This window comes from Streptomyces sp. bgisy159 (assembly GCF_057707805.1).
Window position 1 is genome coordinate 10,128 of the sequence record NZ_JBYIQX010000064.1, and the last position, 23,904, is coordinate 34,031.

At 66.6% G+C, this 23,904-nt stretch carries 21 protein-coding genes, 1 tRNA gene and 2 pseudogenes; 17 read left to right on the forward strand and 7 right to left on the reverse strand.

Annotation, left to right across the window (positions count from 1 at the left end):
• Window positions 1-239 precede the first annotated feature (239 nt).
• From AC3ET3_RS33825 to AC3ET3_RS33835, 3 genes and pseudogenes are all read left to right on the forward strand, one after another.
• Complete coding sequence (locus tag AC3ET3_RS33825; protein WP_435613523.1) at window positions 240-4,112, forward strand: SGNH/GDSL hydrolase family protein; 3,873 nt, start codon at window positions 240-242, stop codon at window positions 4,110-4,112.
• A gap of 123 nt (window positions 4,113-4,235) precedes the next feature.
• Window positions 4,236-4,979, forward strand: coding sequence for a hypothetical protein (locus tag AC3ET3_RS33830; RefSeq protein ID WP_432158347.1), 744 nt, complete (start codon window positions 4,236-4,238; stop codon window positions 4,977-4,979).
• A 249-nt stretch (window positions 4,980-5,228) separates the two neighbouring features.
• A pseudogene (locus AC3ET3_RS33835) lies at window positions 5,229-5,375 on the forward strand (transposase family protein); the annotation flags it as partial.
• Window positions 5,376-5,443: 68 nt separating this feature from the next.
• On the opposite strand, the gene AC3ET3_RS33840 reads toward AC3ET3_RS33835, so the two are convergent.
• The 3 genes from AC3ET3_RS33840 to AC3ET3_RS33850 form a co-directional block, all read right to left on the reverse strand.
• On the reverse strand, window positions 5,444-5,821 hold the full coding sequence (locus AC3ET3_RS33840; RefSeq protein ID WP_432158348.1) for a fic family toxin-antitoxin system, toxin component: 378 nt from the start codon (window positions 5,819-5,821) through the stop codon (window positions 5,444-5,446).
• Window positions 5,821-6,060 carry a hypothetical protein gene (locus AC3ET3_RS33845; RefSeq protein ID WP_432158349.1) on the reverse strand — a complete coding sequence of 80 codons (240 nt, stop codon included), beginning with the start codon at window positions 6,058-6,060 and terminating at the stop codon, window positions 5,821-5,823. Before AC3ET3_RS33845 ends, AC3ET3_RS33840 begins: the two co-directional genes overlap by 1 nt.
• Before the next feature lie 458 nt (window positions 6,061-6,518).
• On the reverse strand, window positions 6,519-7,487 hold the full coding sequence (locus tag AC3ET3_RS33850; RefSeq protein WP_488191846.1) for a hypothetical protein: 969 nt from the start codon (window positions 7,485-7,487) through the stop codon (window positions 6,519-6,521).
• A 63-nt stretch (window positions 7,488-7,550) separates the two neighbouring features.
• Between AC3ET3_RS33850 and AC3ET3_RS33855 the strand changes: the two genes are divergently transcribed.
• A complete protein-coding gene (locus AC3ET3_RS33855) occupies window positions 7,551-8,222 on the forward strand; it encodes a TetR/AcrR family transcriptional regulator (RefSeq protein ID WP_435613525.1) in 672 nt (223 codons plus the stop codon).
• Here AC3ET3_RS33855 and AC3ET3_RS33860 read toward each other — a convergent pair.
• On the reverse strand, window positions 8,216-8,515 hold the full coding sequence (locus AC3ET3_RS33860) for a hypothetical protein (RefSeq protein WP_435613526.1): 300 nt from the start codon (window positions 8,513-8,515) through the stop codon (window positions 8,216-8,218). The two genes, AC3ET3_RS33855 and AC3ET3_RS33860, sit on opposite strands and share 7 nt — an antisense overlap.
• Before the next feature lie 12 nt (window positions 8,516-8,527).
• On the opposite strand from AC3ET3_RS33860, the gene AC3ET3_RS33865 reads away from it, so the two are divergent.
• The 5 genes from AC3ET3_RS33865 to AC3ET3_RS33885 all read left to right on the forward strand — a co-directional run bounded on the left by AC3ET3_RS33865 (window position 8,528) and on the right by AC3ET3_RS33885 (window position 11,926).
• Window positions 8,528-9,184 carry an MmyB family transcriptional regulator gene (locus AC3ET3_RS33865; protein WP_435613527.1) on the forward strand — a complete coding sequence of 219 codons (657 nt, stop codon included), beginning with the start codon at window positions 8,528-8,530 and terminating at the stop codon, window positions 9,182-9,184.
• Between the two features lie 597 nt (window positions 9,185-9,781).
• A complete protein-coding gene (locus AC3ET3_RS33870; protein WP_356687813.1) occupies window positions 9,782-10,234 on the forward strand; it encodes a MarR family transcriptional regulator in 453 nt (150 codons plus the stop codon).
• Entirely contained in the window at window positions 10,231-10,542 is a 312-nt protein-coding gene (locus AC3ET3_RS33875; protein WP_432158354.1) for a replication initiation protein, RepL2, read from the forward strand. The genes AC3ET3_RS33870 and AC3ET3_RS33875 overlap by 4 nt, the downstream gene beginning before the upstream one ends.
• A gap of 324 nt (window positions 10,543-10,866) precedes the next feature.
• Window positions 10,867-11,373, forward strand: a complete 507-nt coding sequence (locus AC3ET3_RS33880; RefSeq protein ID WP_432158355.1) for a lipase/acyltransferase domain-containing protein — start codon at window positions 10,867-10,869, stop codon at window positions 11,371-11,373.
• 79 nt (window positions 11,374-11,452) lie between these two features.
• Window positions 11,453-11,926, forward strand: coding sequence for a hypothetical protein (locus AC3ET3_RS33885; RefSeq protein ID WP_432158356.1), 474 nt, complete (start codon window positions 11,453-11,455; stop codon window positions 11,924-11,926).
• Between the two features lie 79 nt (window positions 11,927-12,005).
• On the opposite strand, the gene AC3ET3_RS33890 is transcribed toward AC3ET3_RS33885, so the two are convergent.
• Window positions 12,006-12,082, reverse strand: a tRNA-Met gene (locus AC3ET3_RS33890).
• A gap of 260 nt (window positions 12,083-12,342) precedes the next feature.
• Here AC3ET3_RS33890 and AC3ET3_RS33895 point away from each other — a divergent pair.
• Window positions 12,343-13,764 (forward strand): hypothetical protein, encoded by a 1,422-nt coding sequence (locus tag AC3ET3_RS33895; protein WP_432158357.1) that lies wholly within the window; start codon window positions 12,343-12,345, stop codon window positions 13,762-13,764.
• Between the two features lie 123 nt (window positions 13,765-13,887).
• Here AC3ET3_RS33895 and AC3ET3_RS33900 read toward each other — a convergent pair.
• Window positions 13,888-14,407 (reverse strand): annotated as a pseudogene (locus tag AC3ET3_RS33900) (transposase); the annotation flags it as partial.
• 702 nt (window positions 14,408-15,109) lie between these two features.
• Here AC3ET3_RS33900 and AC3ET3_RS33905 point away from each other — a divergent pair.
• From AC3ET3_RS33905 to AC3ET3_RS33915, 3 genes are read left to right on the forward strand one after another with little or no spacing between them, the layout of a single operon-like run.
• Window positions 15,110-16,102, forward strand: coding sequence for a bifunctional DNA primase/polymerase (locus AC3ET3_RS33905; RefSeq protein WP_432158358.1), 993 nt, complete (start codon window positions 15,110-15,112; stop codon window positions 16,100-16,102).
• The gene (locus AC3ET3_RS33910) at window positions 16,099-17,616 is read left to right on the forward strand and encodes a DNA primase family protein (protein WP_432158359.1); all 1,518 of its coding nucleotides are present in this window, start codon (window positions 16,099-16,101) and stop codon (window positions 17,614-17,616) included. The genes AC3ET3_RS33905 and AC3ET3_RS33910 overlap by 4 nt, the downstream gene beginning before the upstream one ends.
• A complete protein-coding gene (locus tag AC3ET3_RS33915) occupies window positions 17,613-18,014 on the forward strand; it encodes a DUF6009 family protein (RefSeq protein WP_432158360.1) in 402 nt (133 codons plus the stop codon). Before AC3ET3_RS33910 ends, AC3ET3_RS33915 begins: the two co-directional genes overlap by 4 nt.
• A 237-nt stretch (window positions 18,015-18,251) precedes the next feature.
• Here AC3ET3_RS33915 and AC3ET3_RS33920 read toward each other — a convergent pair whose 3' ends face one another.
• Window positions 18,252-19,481: an ATP-binding protein gene (locus AC3ET3_RS33920; RefSeq protein ID WP_435613528.1), complete on the reverse strand. Its 1,230-nt coding sequence runs from the start codon at window positions 19,479-19,481 to the stop codon at window positions 18,252-18,254.
• Between the two features lie 500 nt (window positions 19,482-19,981).
• Here AC3ET3_RS33920 and AC3ET3_RS33925 point away from each other — a divergent pair, with 500 nt between their 5' ends.
• Genes AC3ET3_RS33925 through AC3ET3_RS33940 form a run of 4 tightly spaced genes read left to right on the forward strand, consistent with a single transcriptional unit; the run spans window position 19,982 to window position 23,778 of the window.
• Window positions 19,982-20,593: a hypothetical protein gene (locus AC3ET3_RS33925; RefSeq protein ID WP_432158362.1), complete on the forward strand. Its 612-nt coding sequence runs from the start codon at window positions 19,982-19,984 to the stop codon at window positions 20,591-20,593.
• The gene (locus AC3ET3_RS33930; protein WP_432158363.1) at window positions 20,590-21,198 is read left to right on the forward strand and encodes a toxin; all 609 of its coding nucleotides are present in this window, start codon (window positions 20,590-20,592) and stop codon (window positions 21,196-21,198) included. Before AC3ET3_RS33925 ends, AC3ET3_RS33930 begins: the two co-directional genes overlap by 4 nt.
• Window positions 21,195-22,388, forward strand: a complete 1,194-nt coding sequence (locus AC3ET3_RS33935) for an MAB_1171c family putative transporter (protein ID WP_435613529.1) — start codon at window positions 21,195-21,197, stop codon at window positions 22,386-22,388. Before AC3ET3_RS33930 ends, AC3ET3_RS33935 begins: the two co-directional genes overlap by 4 nt.
• On the forward strand, window positions 22,381-23,778 hold the full coding sequence (locus tag AC3ET3_RS33940; protein WP_435613530.1) for an NAD(P)/FAD-dependent oxidoreductase: 1,398 nt from the start codon (window positions 22,381-22,383) through the stop codon (window positions 23,776-23,778). The genes AC3ET3_RS33935 and AC3ET3_RS33940 overlap by 8 nt, the downstream gene beginning before the upstream one ends.
• Window positions 23,779-23,904: the final 126 nt, after the last annotated feature.

The window sequence follows — 23,904 nt, forward strand, 5'->3', positions numbered from 1 at the left end:
CAACCGCCGCAGATCCGCTCCCCGTACGTGATCTGCGGCGGTTTCCTGTCTGCGCACAAGGACCGCATTCCAGGAGGGTGCAGTTGAGAGGGCACAGCTATGTCCAGAGGGGGATCGCGGGTCTTGCAGCCACCGCAGTCCTGTCCGGCCTCCTCCAGACCACCGCCGCTGCGGTGGACACGCCCAACCCCGGCCCCAAGCCAGCAGCCGCGGAACCAGAGCCGCCGATACCGTCCGCAGTGCCTGCCAACCAGCGGCTCCGGTTACTCGGCAAGGACTGGAAGGCATCCCCCGACCGGGCTGTAACCACTACAGCTGGTGCCGGCGGACTGAAGATCCTCGTCGCGGACAGCAAGGACGCCTACGAGTGGCGGACGATCGCCACGCTGGCCGAGCCGAGCATGCCGGCGGACACGTGGGTCGGCAACATGTGCGTGCTGGACCGGGAGCACGTGGCCGCCGTCTACGCGCCGCGCACGTTCGCCAACAAGCCGGACCTCATGCAAGGCGGTGCGTTCACCGCGGTGGTCGACGTGAAGACCGGGCGGGTCACCAAACTCCCATTCACGGCCTCGCTCGCCTACTTCGACCCGTCCTGCAATCCAGACACGCATACAGCAGCCTTCACTGCGTTCCGTGACAACAAGACGCGTCTGATCACCGTCACCTCGAGCGGAAAGGCCATGGCCGACGTCACCGCCGTGGGACAAGTCACCTCTGCAGTTCCTGTCAATGACGGCGTCATCGCGGCACGCGGCACGCACCTTGTACATGCAGACCGTCTCGGAAGCGTCAAGAACGTGGCTACCACGGACAGCGTGCCCTTCCAGATCCACCCCACGCGCGTCGGTGTGGCGTTCATGGACCGCACAAGCGACACAGCGACTGCCCAACTGTGGACCGGGCGTGGGAAGCCGTCGATGCTGGCATCCGGCAAGCTCGGCGACGTCGCTCTCAAACAAGGCACCAGCGGCCGGGTGTTTCTCACCGGGCACGCCCACAACATCCACCTAGCCGACAGCGACGTAACCCGGCTGGAGGTCTCGGCGGACACCGAGATATCCAGCCACGGTCGATTGGCAGTCGACCCAGTCCTCACCCCGGGCGTGAGAGCAGGCCTGAACCGAATCAAGAACGCGGGTAAAGGCCTCGACAAGGTCGAACCCGCACCGCCGGAAACCAGCCCCTCCGCCCCCTCGAATCCCACGGACGAGGGTGCCACCACGCTGACCGTTACGAGCACCGTGACCCAGACGGGCGAGAAGATCAACCAGGCGGTGTCGGACACAACCAGTGCCAGGGGGAAGGAGTCCGTCTCACCTGCCTTGCGCGCCAGCGGCGAGCGGCCGCCCGGCAAGCCCAGACGGTCCCCAGCCGATGACGAGCGAGAGCACAATCCGGTCGACACGGACCGTTGGTGCTCCATTCCCCGCAATGACGTCCACATGCTCGCCCTGCAGCCAACCCAGAATCAAGTCGAATGGGCCGTTGACATGGCAATCCGCGGCGAACTACGCGGCAAGTGGATCAAACAGGGAGGCTGGCGTTCCCAGGCCGGCCTGGGAACCATCGACCCACAAGGCCTGTTCCCGCCCCCCACTCTGCGCGGCGGCGGGCGGATCCCTGCCCAGGTACTGCTCGGCGTGCTCGCCCAGGAGTCCAACCTGTGGCAGGCCGAACCCGGCTCCATACCCGGACAGATGGGCAACCCGCTCGCAGCGATCGCCGGGTTCTACGGTCACAAGGGGACATCGTCCGAGGAGTACTGGAAGATCCACTGGCAGAATTCCGACTGCGGCTACGGCGTCGGGCAGGTAACCGACGGCATGCGCCTGGCAGGCCACGAGAAGCCCGACGAGACGCCCCTGCCACCGGCGAAACAGAAAGCCGTCGCCCTGGACTACGCAGTCAACATCGCAGCCTCCATGTACATCCTCGCGGACAAGTGGAACCAGGTGCACACCGACGGGCAGACCATCACCGTGAACGACGACGATGCGTCCAAACCGGAGAACTGGTTCGCCGCGCTGTGGAACTACAACCTCGGCTTCAACGAGAACAAAGGTGGCGGCAAGCCGTGGGGCCTGGGCTGGTACAACAACCCGGCCAACCCCTTCTACCCGCCATCGCGGCACCCGTTCATGAGCGACCCGCGCGACGCCGCAAAGCCCCAGAACTGGCCATACCAGGAAAAGGTGATGGGCTGGTCCGCTTGGTCCATCGACACCGGCTACTCCTACTCCACCGACGGACGCCAGGACTGGCCCGGTGAATCCGGCTACTCCACTGCCGGGTTCCGCCCCGCCTGGTGGATCAACCCCGCACAGCGCGACCTGGTGAAGCCGCCGCTGGACGCCTTCTGCAACGCCACCAACAACTGCAACTCCGACAGCCCGCCGAACTGCCCGGACGAGGAGTGCTACCAGCAGTACTGGTGGCGCGGGTCCAACGTGACCTGGAAGGCGCATTGCGACACCGACTGCGGCCACGAGAACATCAAGTACGTCACCCTGCGTGAAGAACCTGGACGGGGCACCCGGCTCAAGAACGGGACTCCGAAGTGCGAAGACGAGGACCTGCCCTCCAACGCTCTGATCGTCGAATCGGTGCCCGACCACACCAACACCTATAGCTGCGCCGCGAGCGGCGCCGATGCCGGGCACTTCGAGTTCACCTTCAACAAGGATCCCTCCGCCAACGGCCCTGGTCTTGGCCCCTATCCGGCGAAGGGTGATCTGCACCAGGTCGGCGGCGGCCGCGGCGGCCACTTCTGGTTTGCCCACACCCGCAACGCAGCCCACCTCGGCGGCGACAGCGGGCTGATGACCGTGACAGGCACCTGGACGTTGGAGAAGAGCACCTCCTGGGCTCGAGTCCTTGTACATCTGCCCGACACAGGCGCCCACACGAGGCAAGCCGCCTACAAGATCAGCGGCGCAGACACCACAAGCAGTGTGAGGATTGTGGAGCAGCGGGCCAACCGCTGGGTTAGCCTCGGTGCGTTCCGCTTCACTGGCACCCCGCAGGTGACACTCACGAACGCCACCGCCGATGGGACAGGAGACGAAGATGTCGCCTGGGACGCGGTGGCCTTCCAGCCGCTGCCGCGAAAACCGAACCACATGGTCGTCGCCATGGGCGACTCCTACTCGTCCGGCGAAGGGGCGTCGGAAGGAAACCGGGACTACTACCCGGAAACCAATTACCGCGACAAACGCAATGACGCCACCCGCGACGCCTGCCACCGTTCCCGTTACGCGTGGTCCCGGCAGGCGAAGATTCCCGGTGAAGCCCTCCCGGTCTCTGATCTGGACGACTCATGGAGTGCACGGATGGATTACCATCTCATCGCCTGCTCCGGAGCCCGCACATACAACGTCCTGACTGATATGCAGGACAACGGCGGGGAGATACCGCAGATCAAGCAGGGATATCTGGATCAGAACACCACGCTTGTCACCGTATCCATCGGAGGAAACGACGCCCGGTTCTCCCACATTGTACAAAAGTGCCTGCTCTCCTTCGGAGTCGGCAACTGCAACGACAAGACGTTCGACAAGCCGGACAGTCACGTCGGCGGGCGGGACGAGAAGTTCGTCGGGCAGGAACTGCGAACGGCTGTCCCGGGCATCATCGATGAGATCGTCCGCCCGGACATCGTGAAGACTCTGATGGCGATCCACAGCGAGGCGCCGTACGCGAAGATCACCCTCATGGGCTACCCGCCCTTGATCTCTGATAATGGATCCTGCCTGCGGGTCGGCGTCGGAGCCGCGCAACTCGGACTGTCCGCAGATTCCGCCAACTGGCTCAACGACATCGCCGGGACGCTCGCCACGGCGATGGAGGGTGCCGTCGAAGACGCAAACGAGCAGGGTGTTCTCGCATGGTTCTCGAACCCCAAGAACGACTTCGCGGGCAAAGCTGTGTGCGGTGACCCTGAACAGGTCCACGGCATCGTGAAGACCCTTGTCGACTCCGATAATCCGGTAAGGGACTGGCCGGTCCTCAGAAGCTATGGCCTGTCCGCCCAGTCGTTCCACCCGAAGGTAGGCGGAGCGCGCCTGTACGCGAACTCCCTTGAGCGCACCATGGCAAACATGGGCCTCTGAGCGGGGAGTGGTTCTGGGGCAGTTCTGGTCTGGGCTGCCCCAGAACTTTCTGAGTACGCATACTCATGCACCTTCTGGCCGGCTCGGTGGACAGTGACAAGAGACATCAGGGAGGGAGCAGTGGTGAGGCGTCTTCGACGGGCCAAGAGCGTGATGGGGTCCCTCTTCACCGTCACGTTGCTGGCGATATCCGCCTGCTCGCCCCAAAACCGCGCCACGAGCCCGAAGACCGTACGTAAGCTTGCGGGCAGCATCCAGGCAGCGGAGGCCCGGCAGAAGACGGAGCAGAACCTTCGAGACGTGATACACGCCTATGCTGATCACACCCCGCTCGATCTCCGCCTGGTAACCGTGCGCGATATATGCCGCGGAGGAACGGCGAAGGAATGGCTCGATCCGGGGGGCGACGACCAGTACAAGATCAAATGCTCGCTGTACGTCACCGCCTACTACAGTGCCGCCCCCCAGAGCATGGGAGACGTTCTCGACGGCATCCTGGACGCGGGCGACCGTCCCGCCTCCCACATCCCGTTCGGCCACGACGACTACCGCAGCAACCTTGTCGACTACTACCGCCAGCACGGGCCGAACCCCTTGGGGCCGGCGGCACCGGAGCCGACACATATGACCGACCCGTCCCAGACCCTGTCCTGGGACCCGATACACGACCACAACCCAGGTCTGCAGATTCAAGAACCGGATGAGTGCCTGCGCGACGACCCACCCGTCACACGCTGCGTGAACGAACCGGAGTCGGAAACAGTTGCCGGTATCCGAAAACGGTACGGCATGGCGTTCAAACTGGACCTCGGCTCCTCCGACTACTACACCGTGTTCAAGAACGGGCAAACGCATGCAAACTTCTGACCCTTTTCCGGGTCTTCGAAGTTGAGCGGGGTGTGACTTCAGGCAGCCTGCCGCACCGTCACTGACGGTCAGCGAGAGACGAGTTGGGCCCTGGATGCAGGAAGCCCGTGGTCGTGGGTGATCATGACTGTTCTCTACGCAGCTTGATCACCTGGACACACGGGCTTGGACAACAATACGACGTTGCTGCTCGACCTGGACGGCCTGGCCGTTCAGAAGGTCGAGCAGCTCGCGGACGGCACCCGGCGGGTGCACCTGACCACCGCGGACGAGGCCGCGCGGGCCTGCCCCTCCTGCGGGGTGTTCGCCCTACGCGTCAAGGGCTTCATGCACACCCGCCCGCGCGATCTGCCCTACGGCGAGCGGGGGCTGGAGCTGGTCTGGCGCAAGCGCCGCTGGTACTGCACCGAGCCGGAGACCGTGCCGGAGCGTGCTGATGAGGTGGTTGGGGTCGGTGAAGGCGGTCAGGTGGCGGTGGGCCAGGTCCGCAGCAGAGCAGCGATCTTCCCGGCCGTGCAGGCAGGGTCAAGGAGCAGGTCCCTGAGGGCGACGGCGTCCTCATGGCCGGGCTTGACTGTGATCCCGGCAGCTTCGAGGTACATGACGCCGGACGCGGCGGCCACAGCCATGTTGGAGCGCTCCAGCCAGCGGCACCGGCCCAGCGTGTGCACCAGTGCGGCGGCTCTGGCGTAGGGGCCGTCGTAGACGGGCTGCTCGAACAGTTCTGCCCGGTGGCGGGCGACCGCGCAGACGGGGACGCCGTAGTCCTCGGGGGCCGGATCGTTCGCTCCGGCGGCCTCGGCCACCTGCAGGATCCAGGGAACGTCGATGTGCAGGTGCATCAGGCCGCACGCGCTCCCTGCGGCTTCTGCTGAGCCCGTTCAGCCTCGTCGAAGACGCTCTGGTGTTCGGCCAGGAAGCGGGCAGCGGCCTCCACCGCTCGGGCGCGCAGGCCGCTGGCGTCGTCCTGCACCAGCCGGGCGAGGTAGTCGCCGATACTCAATCCCAGGTCGGCGGCGCGCTTCTTGGCGAGTTCGGCTACGTCCTCGTCCACGCGCGCGCCCAGCTGTGTCTTCGCCATACCAGCATGGTAACACTTGTTACCGGGGTGGGGGTGTCCCAGTCCCCGTCGAAGGAAGAGGGCGGCGAGCAGGCGCACGGACCCGCCGGGGAGCTGACCGGAGCGGTGCCGGTGGGGGCCGCAGCGGGCCAGGCTCCGATCCGGAACCGTGTCGCCGTCGCCACGGGACGCCTTGAGGGCGGCCGGGGGCGCGGCCTTCGCGTCCGCGCGGTTCTCCAGGACGCTGCCAGCAGGCGGAGGACTGTCAGCGGCCTCCGAGGGATGCGGCGGATGGCCGCTGCCGAGCTACCCGCTTCGGCGCGCGCAGAGCAGGGGAGCGGGCGGTCTCCTCAGGTCTTGATCCCGGTCACCAAACACCCGCCCGGTCGCACCAGCAGGGCAAGAGCGTACGTGGCCTCCGGCGATCGGTGCGGCACGAGAAACGGCAGTTCCGTTCGCGTGGCGCCACCGGGCTGGCATCACCGGTGGATTGGATTGCCCAGTTCGTCGATGAGGCGCCGGTATGTTTCGAAGGCCGGCTTGGGGGTGTAGTCGTCGCGCAGAAGACCGAAGCGGTGGAAGATCCCCTCGGCAGTACTGTCGGCGTCTCGCAGGGCGAAGAACGAGTATCCGTCGACGTTCAGACCGGCGGCGAGGGCGTCCACGGTCCGCACGACGGTTTCGAGGACCGCGGCCTGTCGCCGCTCGCTGCGGCCGGGGCCGGTGGGCCAGCCGTTCTCGCAGATACGGATCGCGACGCTCTCGGGGATGCCGGCCTTTGGCAGGTCGGTGCGCCGGAACGCGGTGAGGACCGCGGTGACCGCTTCCGCCAACTGCTCGGCGTCGATGGGACGGAACACGTCCGGGAAGAAGTCCAGACCGACGTAGTCCAGGTTCCGCCGGAAGCGGGCGTCGGCCAGGGCGCCGAGCTCGGACCAGAAGGTGTCCGCCGGATTGAAGGTCGGCACGGCGTTGAAGCCGACCGAAAGGCTGTGCCCCAGGGCCCGGGCCTCTTGCTTTGCCGCGACAACTCCCTCAACGAGCGCGTTCAGAACGTTGGGGCTGCTGCCGTCGACCACGGGCAGGTCGGCATTGGGCTCTTCGCAGATCTGGACGGATGCCAGGTGCGGCCCACCGGTGCGGACGGCTTCGCGGACGAACTCCAGCCACCCCTCCAACTTGCCGGACGGCTCACGGAACTGCAGCACGAGGTCCAGCTTGCGGCCCCGCTGGAGATACGTCTCGGGATCGGCGGGCGTGGGCGGTTCCAGCGGCGTCACGGTGGCGGCGAACGAGCGGTAGGCGCGCACCGAGAGCGTGGTCGTGTCACCTTGGAGCGCGTCAAGCGCCTCGGTGATGCGGTCCGGCAGGTCCGGGCGAACCGGGCGAACGATGCCCTGGTCGTCGCCCAGGATCCCACCGGGATAGATGCCGAAGTGCAAGGTCATGCTTACCCCACCCCAGAAAATCTTGGTGTCACTCCAAATTTGTGGTGACACTATCATCTGGGCATGGGCCTTAGAGAGATCAAGAAGCAGCAGACCCGCACGGCGATCGCCGACGCGGCCCTGCCCCTGTTCCTGGAGCGCGGCTTCGACCAGGTCACGGTCGCCGAGGTGGCGCGGCATGCAGGCGTCTCCACCAACACTGTGTTCAACTACTTCCCCACCAAGGAAGACCTCTTCTTGGATCGCCAGGCAGAGGTAGAGGGCCATCTCGCCGCACTGGTACGCGACCGTGCACCCAGTACCTGCCCGGTGGAGACCATTCGAGACGACCTGCTGACCGCCCTGCGGCACGACGACCCCACGCTCGGGCTCCACCCGGACGCGCCCCGGTTCTGGCAGGTCATCGACGGCAGCGTCACACTGCGCGCACGCGAACGCGAGATCAGCGAACACGCCGAGGCCGCGCTGGCGACCGCCCTGACCGAACACCCGCCGAACACCGCCACCGGACCGAACCACGCCAATCACCCGGCGCTCACACTCCTCGCAGGCGCCATCGTTGGCATACACCGGGCCGCCCTGCGCGAACTGCAACGACGAATCCTGTCCGGCGAACCACCCACGGACACCCGCGACAGCGTCGCCACAGCAGCAGCCCAGGCATTCAACCTCCTCTGCTCCGGGCTCCACCCAGCCGCAGACCAGACGCCACAGGAGCTACAGCTCCCTCAGTAACCCCGCAGCCCAGCCGAGGCATTCAGGCAAGCCCAATACCCGGCTCCACCATTAGTGGCGGAGCCGCCGTCCGGTGTCTTCGCCGGGTTGTCGGCAGCCATCGCGTCGAGCTGGGCAGGTGCCCCGCTCAGGTAGTGGGTGAGGGTCACGAACACCAGCCGCCCGCCCGGCGTGCGCGCGGCCGCCGGCACCAGCTCGCGCGGGTCGGTGAAGTCCACGGTGCCGAAGACGTTGTAGAGCACGTCGTACGCGACGGGCGTCGCCTGCAGGTGGGGCACCGCGTCGGACTGCACGACACCCCGGCGATGGTGGCGACCGACTGCGGCGAGGTCCTGGCCCAGAACGCGCTGTCACGGGCGCTGAGCGGAGACGTCCTCGCTTGCCCGTCCCAAAAACGCAACATGATCCGCCGCTTCTTCCTGGTCCGAAGGCTGGCCTGTGCGAGGCGGTCGCCGTGCGCGGACGGTCTCGGCGCAAGTCGTGCTGAACCGTTTTGTGATCGGGGAAGCTGCGGGTATTGCCGGTGGATGGGGGTGGGCGCAGGCTCGCTCGGTCAGCGCTGCCAGCCAGTCGGCGGGCCGTCCCGGCCGGGTAGCGACGGCGCGCGCAGGCTCCGTTTCCCAGAGCGGAGCGGGACGCTGAGCCAGGGTCACCCGCTACATGTCGTCGTCCGTGAGATGAATCCTGAGCCCCATGGCACGGTGTCCCCTCTTCCTGCCCACTGTTCTCGCCGTCGCGTGCGAGGACGGGGACAGAGCGGGGCAAGGAGCCGTCATTTCCAGTCATCCCGTGCTCCGCCGATGCAGCGCAGCAGACGGGGGGCGGCTCTCCGCGCCTACGGGTCGGTCCATCCTCGGCCCCTGAGGGCCTCCGATGCACCGACGGGGCCTGCAGGTGATCCGGCGGCTGCGGCTCGCTGGGCGGTGTTGTGGGACAGCGTGGCTGGGGCCGGTGGGGCCTGATGGAGGCACACGTGGCGGGTACTTCGTCGGCTCCAGCCGCATCGTGGCGTGCTTTCGTGGGCTGAGGACGGGGGAGGGAAGCGAAGCATTTTTGCCGAACTGTGGGAGGGGGTACGGATGTGGACGCCTCGCAGGGAGGCACTAAGGGATGCCATGCGCGACTGCTTTGCAAGGCGCGGTGTGTACGGGGGAACGCCGCAGGTGACAGCCTGTCCCACTGCTAAAGAGGGCACGGGCACGGAAAGCGCCTTGACCTGCAAAAAGGTCCTCTTCCACCCAGACCTGACGATCTGGCACCCAGTTCGCTACATCGTGCACCTGGTTCCTGAGAACAGGGCAGACCGCTCCTGGGACCCTGGTGCCCATGCTGTGAGGACCGTGAGCACGGTTCCAGAACCTGACCAGATTGACGTCAGGTTCATCAGCATGCGCCGCGTCCGGGCAGGAAGACCGGAGGGGTGAATCGGCATCAGGTTGAGCGACACGCCCTGGAAGCAGAGTTCATGAACTGTGTGCTCATGTACGTTAAGTTCATCTAGTCGGCCTGAGAGCCGAGGCTCATGTACGTCGAGGCAATGCCCAGCCATGGAGGGCCCGTTGGGAGCAGTACGCAGACTCGTCGATGCGGACACGGGCGAGGCCATCCCCTACGCGCCCTATGCCTTCTCCGGCGAGCACATCCAGGTCGACAAGGCGAGAGTCGCAGCAATCACCGAGAGCAAGGAATTCACCCCGAGCCAGAAGTACCTGGTGCTGTGGTGGATCGGAGTCTCTCCCCAGGGCATGGCACCGTTGAGGGCGACCGGCGCGGACATCGCCAAGAAGGTCGGGATGACCGCCGATGCCGTCGGCAAGATCAACCGGAAACTGCTCAAGCGGCGCATCCTGATCGAGCGCGGCCGGATCGGCAACTACAGGCTCTACCGGATCAGCCCGTACATCGCCTTTCACGGGACCGGGATCGAGCAACGGGAAGCGATCAAGTCGTGCAACCCGCCGGACATCCCCGGCTTCGACAACACGTCCCCTTCGTGGTGGGAGGCCCAGTGAACAACGACGACAAGCGAAAGCTCCTGGACGTCCTCCACCGCACTGCTGGCATGACCGCCAACCAGCGGCTGGTGGTCATGCTCTACGCGATGCACCCCACCGACCGCGCCGGCGCAGTCGTCGAAACCGGCGCCAACCTCGCCAAGCTCGTCGGTATGTCCCCGACCGTGTTCTCCCGCACCCGACGCCAGGTCGTGGAAGCCGGATGGCTCGAGGAAACCGAGCGGCTGGCACACATCAGCTACTACCGGCTCAGCGAGAAGAGCACCGGCGAGGACGTCGTCGTCCCTCTGCGTCGCGCAACCTGAACGGCTTCAAGAACCGGAACTCATGTACGTGAGGTCAATGAGCACCGATGCTGGGATCGGTGCTCATTGACCTCACGTACATGAGCTTCCCGTCGTCACGCACGGACGAAATCAGCCAGGCCCCTGGTCAGCCTCTCTCCGACGGCGTCGAACGCTGTTCCTGCCAAAGCGCTGTGGTCTGTCCTTGTTCAGGAAGCATGCACCGCCAGCGGATGCACGCCCCGAGCGGACACCCGCGCGTTCCGGGACACTGCCCGGCCCTGGAGCCCGTTTCTGCGCGGCATCGAGCCCTACCACGATCTCATCCGCACCGTCGAGGAAACCGTGGCCCACCCCGACGCCGTCATGACCTTCGCCTACGACTGGCGCCTGCCCGTGGCCGTCAGCGGCCGCAGGCTCGCCCAAAAGGCCCGCGAGCACCTGCAGCGCTGGCTCGAACACCCCGCATACGCCGGCGCCCGGCAGCAAGCCGTCGACGAACGCCCGGCCCAACTGGTCTTCCTCGCTCACCCCATGGGCGGCCTCGTCACCTACGCCGCCCTCACACTCGGCGACGACAGCGACCTGCCCGCCGACACCCGCGGCGTCATGACGCTCGGCACTCCCTTCCAAGGCTCGGTGGTCGCCGCGAACATCCTCAACACCGTCCAGGGCGGACCCCTGCCGCTGCCCCACAGCCGTCTCGCCGCTGCGGCCGCCATGATGCCCGCCGTCCACGAACTCCTGCCCCGCTTCCTCTGCCTTGAGGACGGCCTCCAGGTCCGCCACCTCACACCGTCAGACGTCGCCGACATCGGGGGGAGACAAAGACCTGTCCAAAGCAGCCCATGACTTCTTCACCACTCTCTCCAACGAGCCCCTGCCCCGCCACCGCCCCGTCGTCGGCATCCGTCAGAACACCGTCCAGCCGATGAAACTCATCAACGGGGTCGTCTACGCGTCCGAATACTGCTTCCGCACCGAATCCGCCTCCCCCACCCGCCGCACCCTGCCCGTCTTCGCCCAGCACGGGGCCATCGCCAACGGCCGTGACGCCCGCCGCACCGTCGCCCACTTCCTCCTCGAGGACGATCACCTCGGCCCCGACCAAGCCGAAGACGGGATCGGCCTGACCGTGCCTGACTACGTCACCCCTGGCGCGGTATGGGACTGCTTCATCGGCGGAACCGACGACCCCGCGCAGGTCGACTGCACGATCACCGCCGTGGACGGAGACGGGGAGACGATCGTCCGTTTCGAGGCCGTCGACGACGACAAACTCGGCGCCGAGGTAGACGTGCCCGAACCGGGCCTGTACCGCATCACGGCCAAAGCCGACTACGGCCCCGTCGTCACCCAACTCATCTTCAGCGGCCCAGACAGCCGAGAACCCCTCGGCGACTGAGCCCGCCAAAACCGGAACCGCCCTCGACCAACAGCTAGGCCAACACAGAAGGGGCCCGCGCCTTGGGGGCCCCTTCCTCTGGTAGCGGGGACAGGATTTGAACCTGCGACCTCTGGGTTATGAGCCCAGCGAGCTACCGAGCTGCTCCACCCCGCGTCGGTGATGCCACTCTACATGGTGGATCATGCAGGACTCGGAACGGACGTCAGCCGCCGCGGACGATGTGGACCTTGGTGCTTACTTGGTCACCTGCTGGACGCCGCTTCGCGAAAACGCGAGGTTAGCCGCCGCGATGAGCTGGCCTTCGACGTTAGCGCCTGCGTTGGGAGCCGTCCGGTCTCTTGATACCGTCGGCGATCAGATGGTCACCGACGGTCCGACGGATCCGTCACGGGGGAAAAGGGGACGTACACGGCATGCGCGTTCGGGCAGTGGCGGGAGCGTTGGTACTGGCGGCGGTATCGCTGACGGGCTGCAGCGACCAGGCAAACGGCGGCCAGAAGGACAGCAACGGCAGCCCTCGGAATCCCTTTAACCAGGCGAAGCCACTCTCCAAACTGAGCGTGCCTGCTGCCTATGATGCGGGCGAGGGATGGGACACGGCAATCGGCGGCGTTCCGAAGCGGGCGGCCAACGTACCCGTGGTGGCGGTGCCGGGCGCCGGTGAGGTTGCCAGCATTCAGGGGGCTGCCCACGGCTACACCACCCTTGTGCGGGCCGCTGACACGGGGCGGATCAAGTGGTCTTCAGCGCCATGGGACATACCCACGCCCAGTGATGCCGAGTCGTTGCAGACGCCAGGTGTGACGGTTGTTGATCAGGAGGGCCGCGAGTACATCGTCACCTACGCCCAAGGCGTGCGGGGGAAGGACGCACTGCACGACGGCACCGCGGTCGTCAGTCTGGCGGTCTACGCGGCTGACGGACAGGGCACGTCAGTGAAGCCGCTACGGCAGATCGACCTGCCGGTAGAGGGAAAGCCCATGGTTCGGGTCTCCGCATACGGTGGCCAGGTGCTGGTCGGCCTGGGTAATATAGTCGACTCGGGCCTATACCCGGCACGTTCGTTTGTGGTGAATGTGGTGACGGGCCAGAGCACCGCCTACGACCATCCCCATGATCTGCTGTCCCCGTGCGCCCAGGCTGACTGCGCGGGGGGCCGTGTCATCGCAGCCACCCCGGAAGGCCCGTTGGTTGGTGTGGACAACGGAGGGTTTGGCCTGGTGGGCCACTGGTTCAGTGACTCCGTACGCCCGAGCGGGACCGAGCGGACCGGTGACCTCGCTCCCTTCAACGGGCTGGCCTATGGCGTCATCGACGGCCACGTGCTCGCCGGCTGGCAGACCCGGGACAAGGAGGACAGCACTGCCGCCAATCCGATGTGGTCCGTGCACGATCTGGGGACAGGACGTCTTCAGGCATCCATGACCTGCGGCTACGACCTGAACAACAATATCAACGCGGGCAACTACGGATCGAATCGTGAGTACGGCGTGGTCGCATCACCCAATGGCCGGTATCTCGCCGCCGGGCCCGTCGTCTTCGACCTGCAGCGCAAGAAGGGCATCTGTCTGGCCAAGAGCGGCGACCGGAAAGCCATCATGATCGTCTCGATCCGCGACGATGGAACCGCGTACGGGGCGGTCCAGCAGCACTCGACAGCCGAAGGCACTAAACCCGCCGCCGTGCAGATAGATCTCAACAAGGGCCCGGATACTGCGAAGGTCCTTGGCCGCGGCACCATCGTGCCACTCGTAACCAGCGTAAAGGGCGCGGGACTCTTCCTGAGCCGGGACGACAATGGGACCCTGCGCGTCTCCCTGCGTCGCGAGCGCTGACGTTCACCGTCCCCGCGCCCCACTCCTCACAAACCGCCGAGCGCCCGCCGACGCGAGGGACGGACGCCCATCGGCAAGCGCGACCGGACGGAGCCGCTGATCACCAGCCCGACGCCCTCTTCAGTGGGTGCGACAGCGCTGCCACAACGCACCAGGCGGCCACTGCGCCGATCGCGTCCACCAGGCCAGCGTAGGCGTCGGAGATGACGAACTGGACGCCGGACGGACCGCGGGCGATCAGCGAACGTAGGAAGGCGAGCCAGTCGGCGTCGTCCTCGGCGGTGGCGACGTCCAGACCGAGGATCTCGTGGTAAGGGTGGCGACCACCGAGATCAGGGCCCACTCGGCCCGGCGGCGGCGTTCGAGGAGTCAGTGTGGGAAGTAGCTGCCCTGCCTCAGCTTGGGAACGGCGAGCTCGACGGTCCCGGCGCGGGTGTCCCACTCGCGCGGGCGGTAGCCGTTGCGATGGTTTGACCCTCTCGTCGCTGACCTGCCCGTACTCTGCGTTGCAGAGGGCGTCGGCCTCGGCGGACATGAGGGCGTCGGCGAACGTCTTGATCATCGCGCGCAGCAGATCGGGACTCGCCGCGGCGAGGTTCTCCTCGGCGAGGGCGTGCAGGGGCAGACTGTCGGGTGCGGTCATCGTGCTGATCTCCTTCGAGCTTCGACATCTCGAAGATCAGCCGGTGGCCGTTCTCATATCCGGGCCCTCACTCCGACGCCAGGACAAACGCCCGGATCAGGTGGGAACCCGTACACCACTTCCCAGGACGCAACCAGCGCTTCAGTTGCTTCGGTCACTGCACGCTCAGTGCCCCGCGACTAGCAGTCAGCTACTCGCCAAGGCTTCAGTCGCTCGCTCCAGAATCGGAAAACGTGCAGGTCAAATGGCCGAAACGAGTACAGGAGCGACTGAAGCGACCGACGGTCGGGTATATCCAGCTCCTCTAGAGCATGCTCGTGTGCGATATAGATAGACGACTTGAGTCGCTTCAGTCGCTGATTGGGGTTGTTCCCCCTTCTGAGCTGCGCTTTTCCTAGTCGTAGCGGCGCAGCGACTGAAGTTGTCTCAGTCGCTGCCGGGCTGTCCCGGTCGCTGGCTGAGCGTTGTGGCAGGCGCTTTGAGGACACCGCATCCTGGCCGTTTCGCATGTGCTCCACAGTCACACCGACCCGGTTCGCTAGTCTGTGTGCGTCGTTGAGTCGCTTCGGTCGCTGAGAGGGGGTGCGGGTGCCCTCTGAGCTGCATCTTCTTGGGAGTGACTCACCTATGCCAGCACCCGTGGCTTCAGTCGCTGACCTTCCGCTCGCTGCCGCGCAGTGGTGTGCGCGCCGGGGGTGGCCCGTGCACCCGCTCGCGCCCGGCCGCAAGACTCCGGCCGCTAACTGCTCAGAGTGCCGCCGAAGGACCCACACGTTCACCGACTGCTCCTGCTTGCCCGCTGGCCGCTGGTGCCATGGCTTCCATGCGGCCACCCTCAACCAGGACCGCATTAAGCGGTGGTGGGGCATCAACCCGGACTTCGGTATCGGTGTCTCCTGTGGGCCGGCCGGCCTGGTTGTCATCGACGTTGACGCACACAGCGCCCAGCCCCCAGCCCGGGACCGGATCCTGCCTGGTATCCCCATCGGGGAACACGTGAACCTCGAGGGCCTGGCTACCGGCTTTCACACGCTCGCGGTCCTCGCGGCTCTCCGCGGCCAGCAAAGCCCCGCTGACGACAGCACAACGCTACGTGTCCGCACCCCTTCCGGCGGACTCCACATCTGGTACCGGGCCGACACGCGCCGCTGGCTGTCCTCCGTCGGCTCTAGCCCCAGCCGGGCGCTGGCCTGGCAGGTCGACATCCGTGCCCACGGCAGCTACATCGTCGCCCCCGGCACCACCACCCACCACGGCCACTACGAGGCTGTCGGTGAGACCCGCGAGCCGGCACCCCTGCCGTTGTGGCTCGCCCAGGAACTCGATCGCACCGGGCACCTGCCCGCGCCGCACGTTCCCGCGCCCCGCCCAGTCCCGCCGCGTGCCCGGCAGGCTGTCTCTGCCGCAGGCGGAGGCACACCCGAGCGCGCGCTCGCCGCCGTGTTGGCGCCCGTGGAGGCCTGCGGCCAACTCGCCGAAGGAGCAGGCTTCTCCGACACCCTCAACCGTGCCGCCTACACGCTTGGCGGCCTCATCGCGGCCGGCCGACTCGTTCAGGAGGAAGCAGAGCAGGCCCTGTGGAAGACCGCGGCCGCCGCCCGGCCTGGCCAGGAGCAGCGTATCGGGCACATCATCCGAAGCGGCCTGACCGCAGGCCTCAAGCGTCCGCTGCACACCACAGGGAGGCGTCCGTGACCTCCTCGGGCCGAGACACGCTCTTCGAGTTCGACCCCGAAGCCGTTGCCGCACAGATCCGCGACCAACCCTCGGCAATCTTGCTGCCCGCGCAGACCGCGGAGCGGCCCGTCGGCGAGGCCACTGCTCAGGGCCTACTCCCGGACACCCTCACCGACCGAGGCAACGCCAAGCTCTTCGTCCAGCTCTACGCCAATGATTACCGGCACGTACCCAAGATCGGCTGGTACAGGTGGGACACCACCCGCTGGCAGCTCGATGAGGACGACAGCGTCGTGTGGGCCGCCGGTGACCTTGCCGAACACATCGCCGCCCACGACCCACGTGGCCTGTTCACCACCACTGCCCTGCACAAGCACCGCACCCGGGCCATGTCGACCGCCGGAATGAACGCCATGCTCTCGCAGGCCAAATCCGCTCCCGGCATGGTGCTCAGACCTGACCGCCTGGACGCCGATCCCTACGCCTTGTGCACCCCGCACGGCATCGTCGACCTGCGTACCGGAACGCTGGCTGCTCCCGACCCGAACAAGGATTTCCACTCACGCTCCACCACCGTCGGCCCGCAGCAGATGCCCGTTCCGCGCTGGCTGCGCTTCCTCCACGACACCTTCGGCGACGACGCTGAAGGGCAGGAAATGATCGGTTACCTGCATTTGCTGCTCGGATACTCGATCACGGGCGACGTCGGCGCGCAGATTCTGCCCTTCCTGTGGGGCACGGGCAAGAACGGCAAGTCGGTCCTGCTGGACGTCATGATGAAGCTGCTGGGCGACTACGCGGACGCTGCCCCGCCCGGTTTCCTGATGGCCAAGCCGTTCGAAGGCCACCCCACTGACCTCGCCGAACTTCACGGTCGGCGGATCTACGTCTGTTCGGAGATCAAGCCGGACGACAAGTTCGACGAAGCCCGGGTCAAGCTGCTGACCGGCGGTGACCGGATCAAGGCCCGCCGTATGCGACAGGACCCCTTCAGCTTCGAACCCACCCACAAGCTCTGGTTGCTGGGCAACCACAAGCCTGAGGTCGGCACCGGTGGTTTCGCTTTCTGGCGCCGCATGCGCCTGATCCCCTTTGAACGTGTTGTCCCCGACGACCGTAAGATCGACAATCTCGCCGACCTCCTCGTCGTCGAGGAAGGCCCTGGCATCCTCGCCTGGCTCATCGACGGCGCCCGCCGCTACCTTGCCGGCGACCGCGATCTCACCGGCCCGGGCCGCGTGCGGATCGCAACGACCAAATACGCCGAGACCGAGGACCACACCGGCCGCTTTTATCAAGAACGCTGCAGCCTCGGCCCCGACCTGCGCGCCGAGCAGGCGGCGCTCTACGCCGCTTACAAGGACTGGTGCAACAATGAAGGCGCACCGGTCATGTCCTCACGGGCGTTCGCCTCCCGGACCCGGGAACTGGTCGGCTTGGCCTCGCCCAAGGAGATGATCCTGTCCAACAGCCGCAAGTACTACCCGGGCATCGGCCTGCTCACGGACGAGGAAAGGGACACTGGCGCATGAGTTCCCTGATCAGCGCTGACGAGATCAGCCATGAAGCCGAACTCGTGTGGCTGGAGGACATCGAGCACCTCGACTACGTCCGTCAGAGCCTGGACCGGCTGCCCACCAGGAAGGGCAAGCCCGCTTACCACCGCCCCGGCCGCCTTGTCGGATACGCCACCCTCGACCCCCACGCCAAAGCGTCCCGTGCCTCGGGTACCTTCCGCCGTCGCGTCTTCTGGCTCCAGCCCCACGACCGCGACAGCAAACCCGACGGCTTGTATGCCAAGAGCGCTCCGGCCGAAGCCGTCGATCCCCGCACCCTCGAACCACGAGTGAAGGGATACAAGACGGAACGGTCCGAAGGCGGGCCGCCGTCCACGGCCATGCAGGAGCTCGGCATAACGCTTCCCCTGTGATCGGCTCGAATTACCGCTGTCCCGTTCTCGCGGTGCTTCGCGACCACTGACCCGTCCCGAAGCGGCCCTTGATCGGTGAAGATGTTCCACTCGCGAGGCTGGTCTGGTGTGGCGCTACTTGAGTCTTCGGCCTGTCGGTGAGAAGCGGCACAGTCAGCGAGGGGAGCACCGCCCCGGGGCCGTCCGGGCACGACCGGCGTGACAGCGGGAACCTCGTGGCAGGGCCCGGCTTCGAGGTCAGGCTGCGTGCGCGGCGGCCAGAGGGGCGATGTCGACTTCCAGGTCCCGGCTCACCTGATCGAGGTGGGTGTGGCAGTCAGCTGCTGTGGCCCCCAACGCCACCCAGTATGCGAGGCGGTCCACTGCGGTGGCCTGTGCTGCAGCCGCCACCCGGGTGCCGGGTTGGCATGTGAGAGCAGTGCGGTCCACCAGAGGATGACAGTCGGGTGTGGCCACAGACACGTGTTGAAGAAGGCCGCTGACCGTGGGATAGGCGAAGTGGACGGCTGCGGCGCGCTGACGGGTCGGGACGAGCTTCGGTACCCGACCGACAGCCAGGTCGGCTGCAATCTGGGGCAGGTTGAGGCCCGTGGCCCGTTTCACGAGCAATGGGATCAGGTCATCGGCAAGGTGGGCGGTGACCTCGGTGACGTGCGGGCCGCGGCAGGTCAGTGTCATCTCGATGTGGAGCACCCCGAGTGTGATGCCGAGGGCTTCGACAGCGCGGGCGACCGTCTGCCGGATCAGGCGGTTGTGCAGCAGGCTGTCGTGGGCGTACACGCTGTGCCGTACGGCCTGCCTGGCCGGAGGCGGCCCGAGACAGGTTCTGGTGATGGCGACGATCTGGACGTCACCGCTGCCCAGGACGACTGCCTCCGCCGCGATCTGCGGCCCGTCGAGGTGGCGCTCGACCAGTAGACCAGGGTGTCGAGGCCCGGAGTGGCTGCCCACGCGGGCGCAGACGTCTGCCACTTCACTGCGGTCCCCGGCCTGGCCCACAGCGACCCTGCCGGTTCGGGCCCGGATGACGGCGGGGTATCCGATGGCGTCCGCGTGGGCCGCCGCCGTCTCGGCGTCGTGGGCCCCCGCCCAGAACGGAAGCGGCACCCGGTGCCGCGCCAGGCGCGCGCGCAGCTCTGTGCGATCGGTACAGGCCGCCATCGCCTCCGTCGCGGGGCCCGGCAGCTCCAGCTGGCGCGCGACACGTGAGGCGGTGACGAGATGTTCGCTCGTATAAGTCAGAACGCCGCCCAGATCGTGCGCGCCACGCAGAGCCCTCACCGCAGTGGACACTGCTGTCTCGTCGGCTGGATCGACACGGAGGTGCCGCGCCAGGTGCGGGCGCGCCCAGGCGGGTGCAAAGACGTCGGCCAGGACGACGGGATGCGCAGCCGCGATCTGGGCCAGGGCGAACTCAGCGGAGGCGGCTATTCCTCCGAGGCCGAGGAGTACTAAGGGCTGGGGCATGTGTCTATCTCCGTAGCAGGCCGGCGGACCAGAGGCGAACAGAGGACGGCCGAACCGGGTGCCGCCCCCCACCGGCGGCACCCGGCCGGACCGAGGAGCCGACGCGAGGCGAGCGGGGGCACCCGGCGCGCGTGCAGCGTCCTCGGCCGTCCCGGCCAGCCAGTTCGGCTGCCTCTGGCCGGGAGTTCTGTGTGCGGGCTCACCCCGGCGCGACGCGCGAAGCGGCAGGAGGCGAAACGCCGGCGGAGGGCCGTGCACTGAGCGCGTACATGCGCGATTCTCCTCAAGGTGGATGCGGGGGCGGACGCCACACAGAAGCGATCACCATGCGTAGCGGGGCGGGTCGCCTCCGCTGTTCTGGGATCTTCTTACGTGCAAACGCCAGATGTCAACGATCGTTTTCGGAAAATAAACGATCGTTGATTCGATGGCGTCGGGTGCGTAAAGTTCAGTCTGCGCCCTCAAAATGACGGAACCTCAGATCCCCGCGGAGTGCACACGTGGAGCCATCCACCCCGCTGCAAGAAACACTGCAGCGCCTTGACGTGATCATCGCAGAGCAGGGACTGGACCGCTCGAAACTGCTCAGCGTCACGCACCTGGCATCCGCCACAGCACTGCCGGAAGCCGCTGTCCGCACACTTCTGCAGGGCGGCAGCCTGCCCACGGACACGGTCAACGACCGCGTCCGAACCCGCATCCGAACGCTGGCCGAAGCCAACCTGCAGCGAACCGGCCGCAAGATGGCCGCCCTCGCCGCCGAAGTCGCCCAACTCCTGGGCCGATCCGAGATGTGGGCCCGCCGCATCTGCGACGGCACGAAGATGCCCAACGTCGAAGACCTGCACGGCATCGCCGACTTCTTCCAGGTCAACGGAGGCGAAGCGTACTTCACCGCACCAGCCGACCAGGCACTCAACCGCGCCCTACTGCCCATCCTGCACCGACTGGAAAATCCTCAGAACGACCCCGTCAAGGCGCTGATGGAGAAGTACGGCGTCCGCGACATGGACCTGCGCCGACACGGAACCATGTCACCGGAAGCCCTGGAAAGGCTCCTCGCCGGAGTCATCCAGTCGGTGTATCCCGCAGCAGGGGAGACCGGCCAATGAGCACCAAGGCGATGAAAGCGCTACTCGCCTCCCTGGGCAAGGAGGCATCCCGGTCACTGGAGCGGCCCGCCGAACCCAAGACCGTCATGCAGGAGTTCTGCCGCGCCATGAGCATCCGACAGAACCGCCCCGTACAACTCGCGTTCAGAGCCTTCCCCGACGACCTCCCCGTCTCAGGTATGCGCCTGGACTGCGGCGATCAGTCCCTCATCGTGGTGGAAGACCGCGCGGTACCCGAATCGCAACTCGTCATCCTCGGACACGAGCTGTGGCACGAAGAACAAGGCGACTGCAACCCCCATGTCACCGGCGTGCCCACAGCAGCCCGCGCCCTCTCCGACAACAGCGCCGAGGCACTCCAGAAGGCTGCCAAACAGATCCTAAGCGCCCAGGACGTCCCACGGGACGCCCTCCTGGCCGTCGCAGCCCGCGCCGACTCCCATGACGACCACGAAGCCGACGCAGAAACCTTCGGACTCCTCTTCGGCCGCGAGATACGCACCTGGATCACCGGCCGCTACGCGAAGGGCCCGGTCACCCCCAGCACCGTGGAGGGCCGCATCGACTTGTCCCTCAGCAACCGAAGCGGACAGATACTCGGATGAATCTCACCAGCCTCCACATCCCCTACGCCCTGCCCACCGTCCTGCTCGTGATCGCGCTCAGCCTGAAGCTGCCGACCTTCGTCCGCGCATGGCGCGATCCCGACGTCCGGGCGACCACCCTGCTGCTGCTGCTGGCAGCCGCCGTCTTCTTATCCGTCGCCCCCGCCAGCATCCACAAACTCAACACCACCACAGGCGTACCGAACATCGCCGCACCGTGGACGTACTCGCTACTGACCGCCTTCTGCGGCTCATGCCTGACCATGGTCATCACCTGGCGCGAGGAACCCTCCCCCCGGCGCAGCCGCAGGATTCGCCGCGTCTGGACCATCTACACCGGCATCATCCTCGGCCTGTGGTGCACCTTCGCCCTGGCCGACGTGCCCAGTGAGCGGATCTACGACCTGGACACCTACTACGCCAGCGAACCCTGGATGCGCGAACACATCCTCCTGTACCTGTTCGCGCACATGGTCTCCGCCCTCGTCGCCGCCTACATGATCTGGAAATGGATCTCCAAAGTCCGGGCCAGCTGGCTCAAAGCCGGCCTCGTCTTCCTCCAAGCCGGCTACGCCTTCGGACTCGTCTTCGACGTCGCCAAACTCACGGCCATCAGCGCCCGCTGGACCGGCACCAACTGGGACGACCTGAGCACCAAGGTCGCCCCACCCTTCGCCATCCTCGACGCGACCCTGGTCGGCATCGGCTTCATCCTCCCCGTCCTGGGCCCGTTCCTGCAGAAATGGCCCCGAGAACAGGCCACCTACTGGATCCTGCGCCCCCTGGCGAGAACCGTCCGCCACGTCGCACCCTCCTCGGCCAGAGCCCGCGTCGGCCGCCTGGCCCCACTCGACCTGCGACTCGTACAACGCCAGACACACATCCACGACGCCCTCCTGCGCCTCGCCCCCCACATCGACTACACCCTCTACCACGCCGCCCACAGCACCGCATCCAACCGATACAGCACCGCCAAAGCCCGCGGCCTGGCCGGCGCGGTCACCATCAGCGCCGCAGTCCAGTCCTACCGGCAGGAAACCCCCCGCGACACCAACCAACAACCCGCCCAGCTCAGCCCTGACATCACCGAGCACATCAACGACATCTCCCGAGCCATGCACCGCCCCCGCCTCGTCGACAGCCTCCGCCAGCGGGTGACCCACACAGAAAGAGCAACCACACATGCCTGACAGCCCCACCCGCCGACCCCGAACCGTCGTCATAGGCGCCAGCGCCGCAGGCCTCCTCGCCGCAGCCGCACTGACCGACGTCAGCGACGTCACCCTCCTCGACCGCGACACCCTGCCCGAAGGCCCCGAACACCGCCGCGGAGTTCCTCAGTCCCGCCACGCCCACCTCGTGTGGAGCGGCGGCGTCTCAGCCCTCAATCAACTGCTTCCCGGCCTCGTCGACGAGACAGTCGCCAAAGGAGCCCGCCTCGCCCACATCATGGGCGACATGGTCTCCCGCGCCCCCAACGAAATCTGGTTCCGGCGCTTCACAGGCACCCCCCACCGCAACCTCGTCTGCTCCCGCCCCCTCCTCGACGCCGCACTGCGCGCCCGAATCCTCGCCGACAAACGAATCACCGTCCACCAGAACACCACCGTCCTACGCCTGGACGGCGACGCAACCCGCGTAACCGGCGTCCACACACGCACCGGCGACGAAGAACACGCCCTCACAGCAGACCTGGTCATCGACGCATCCGGCCGCGGCTCCCACACCCCCCAGTGGCTGGAGGACCTCGGACTCCCACGCGTCACCGAACGCGAGGTCGACGCCGGCGTCGCCTACGCCACCCAACTCTTCAAGGCCCCCGGCACCACAGGCGACACCAACTACCCCCTCATCAACGTCCAGGCCAACCCCGCAAAAGCGCCCGGCCAAGGCGGCATCATCCTGCCCATCGAAAACGGCAGATGGATCGTCACCCTCTCCGGAACCCGCGGCGGCGAACCCCCCAAAGACCCAGACGCCTTCCTCGACTTCGCGCTCAACCTCGGCGACCCGATCATCGGAGAACTCCTGAAGAACGCCGAACCGATCAGCGAGGTGGCCACCACCCGCAGCACAGCCAACCACCGCCGCTACTACGAGAAGATGCCCCGCTGGCCCGACGGCTTCGCCGTGCTCGGCGACGCCATCGCCGGATACAACCCCGTCTACGGCCACGGACTGACCGTCGCCGCCCAAGGCGCCCTCGCCCTGCGTGAAACCCTGAACAAAACCAACATCACCGAACCCGGCACCGCACGCCGCATCCAGCGAGCCGTGGCACGCCCCGCCGCCGTGGCCTGGGACCTCGCCGTCGGACAGGACGCACGCTACCCCGGCGCGACCGACACACCACCCACCGCCATCGAACGCATCCTCGCCCGCTACGTCGACCGGTGCGTTGCAACAGGCGCCAGAAACCCCCGCGCCCTCGGTGCCCTTCTGGACGTGATGAGCATGGAGAAGCCGCCAACCCGCCTCTTCTCCCCAGCCATGATCGTTCCCATGCTCTTCGGCCCGAAGAGGCCGCACCTGCAGGGCCCACCCCTGACGGAAAGCGAGCGCAAAGCATCTCTCGCCTGACGAGGACCCCCCTGAGCTTACGTGCGTGCTCGGAACTTGCTTCGAAGAGCGCTGGCACTGCCACATCGGGGCTGTCGGTGTTCTCGTGAGCGCTCACGAGAACACCAAGAAGAGACACACCCAATC

Excerpts from the sequence above, each read along its gene's own strand:
- AC3ET3_RS33840 (WP_432158348.1), bottom strand. The coding sequence starts at position 5,821 with ATGCACCTGCACATCGACGTTCCCTGGATCCTGCAGGTGGCCGAGGCC.
- AC3ET3_RS33845 (WP_432158349.1), bottom strand. The coding sequence starts at position 6,060 with ATGGCGAAGACACAGCTGGGCGCGCGCGTGGACGAGGACGTAGCCGAA.
- AC3ET3_RS33850 (WP_488191846.1), bottom strand. The coding sequence starts at position 7,487 with ATGACCTTGCACTTCGGCATCTATCCCGGTGGGATCCTGGGCGACGAC.
- AC3ET3_RS33855 (WP_435613525.1), top strand. The coding sequence starts at position 7,551 with ATGGGCCTTAGAGAGATCAAGAAGCAGCAGACCCGCACGGCGATCGCC.
- AC3ET3_RS33865 (WP_435613527.1), top strand. The coding sequence starts at position 8,528 with ATGGTGGCGACCGACTGCGGCGAGGTCCTGGCCCAGAACGCGCTGTCA.
- AC3ET3_RS33885 (WP_432158356.1), top strand. The coding sequence starts at position 11,453 with ATGAAACTCATCAACGGGGTCGTCTACGCGTCCGAATACTGCTTCCGC.
- AC3ET3_RS33895 (WP_432158357.1), top strand. The coding sequence starts at position 12,343 with ATGCGCGTTCGGGCAGTGGCGGGAGCGTTGGTACTGGCGGCGGTATCG.
- AC3ET3_RS33915 (WP_432158360.1), top strand. The coding sequence starts at position 17,613 with ATGAGTTCCCTGATCAGCGCTGACGAGATCAGCCATGAAGCCGAACTC.
- AC3ET3_RS33920 (WP_435613528.1), bottom strand. The coding sequence starts at position 19,481 with ATGCCCCAGCCCTTAGTACTCCTCGGCCTCGGAGGAATAGCCGCCTCC.
- AC3ET3_RS33930 (WP_432158363.1), top strand. The coding sequence starts at position 20,590 with ATGAGCACCAAGGCGATGAAAGCGCTACTCGCCTCCCTGGGCAAGGAG.
- AC3ET3_RS33935 (WP_435613529.1), top strand. The coding sequence starts at position 21,195 with ATGAATCTCACCAGCCTCCACATCCCCTACGCCCTGCCCACCGTCCTG.
- AC3ET3_RS33940 (WP_435613530.1), top strand. The coding sequence starts at position 22,381 with ATGCCTGACAGCCCCACCCGCCGACCCCGAACCGTCGTCATAGGCGCC.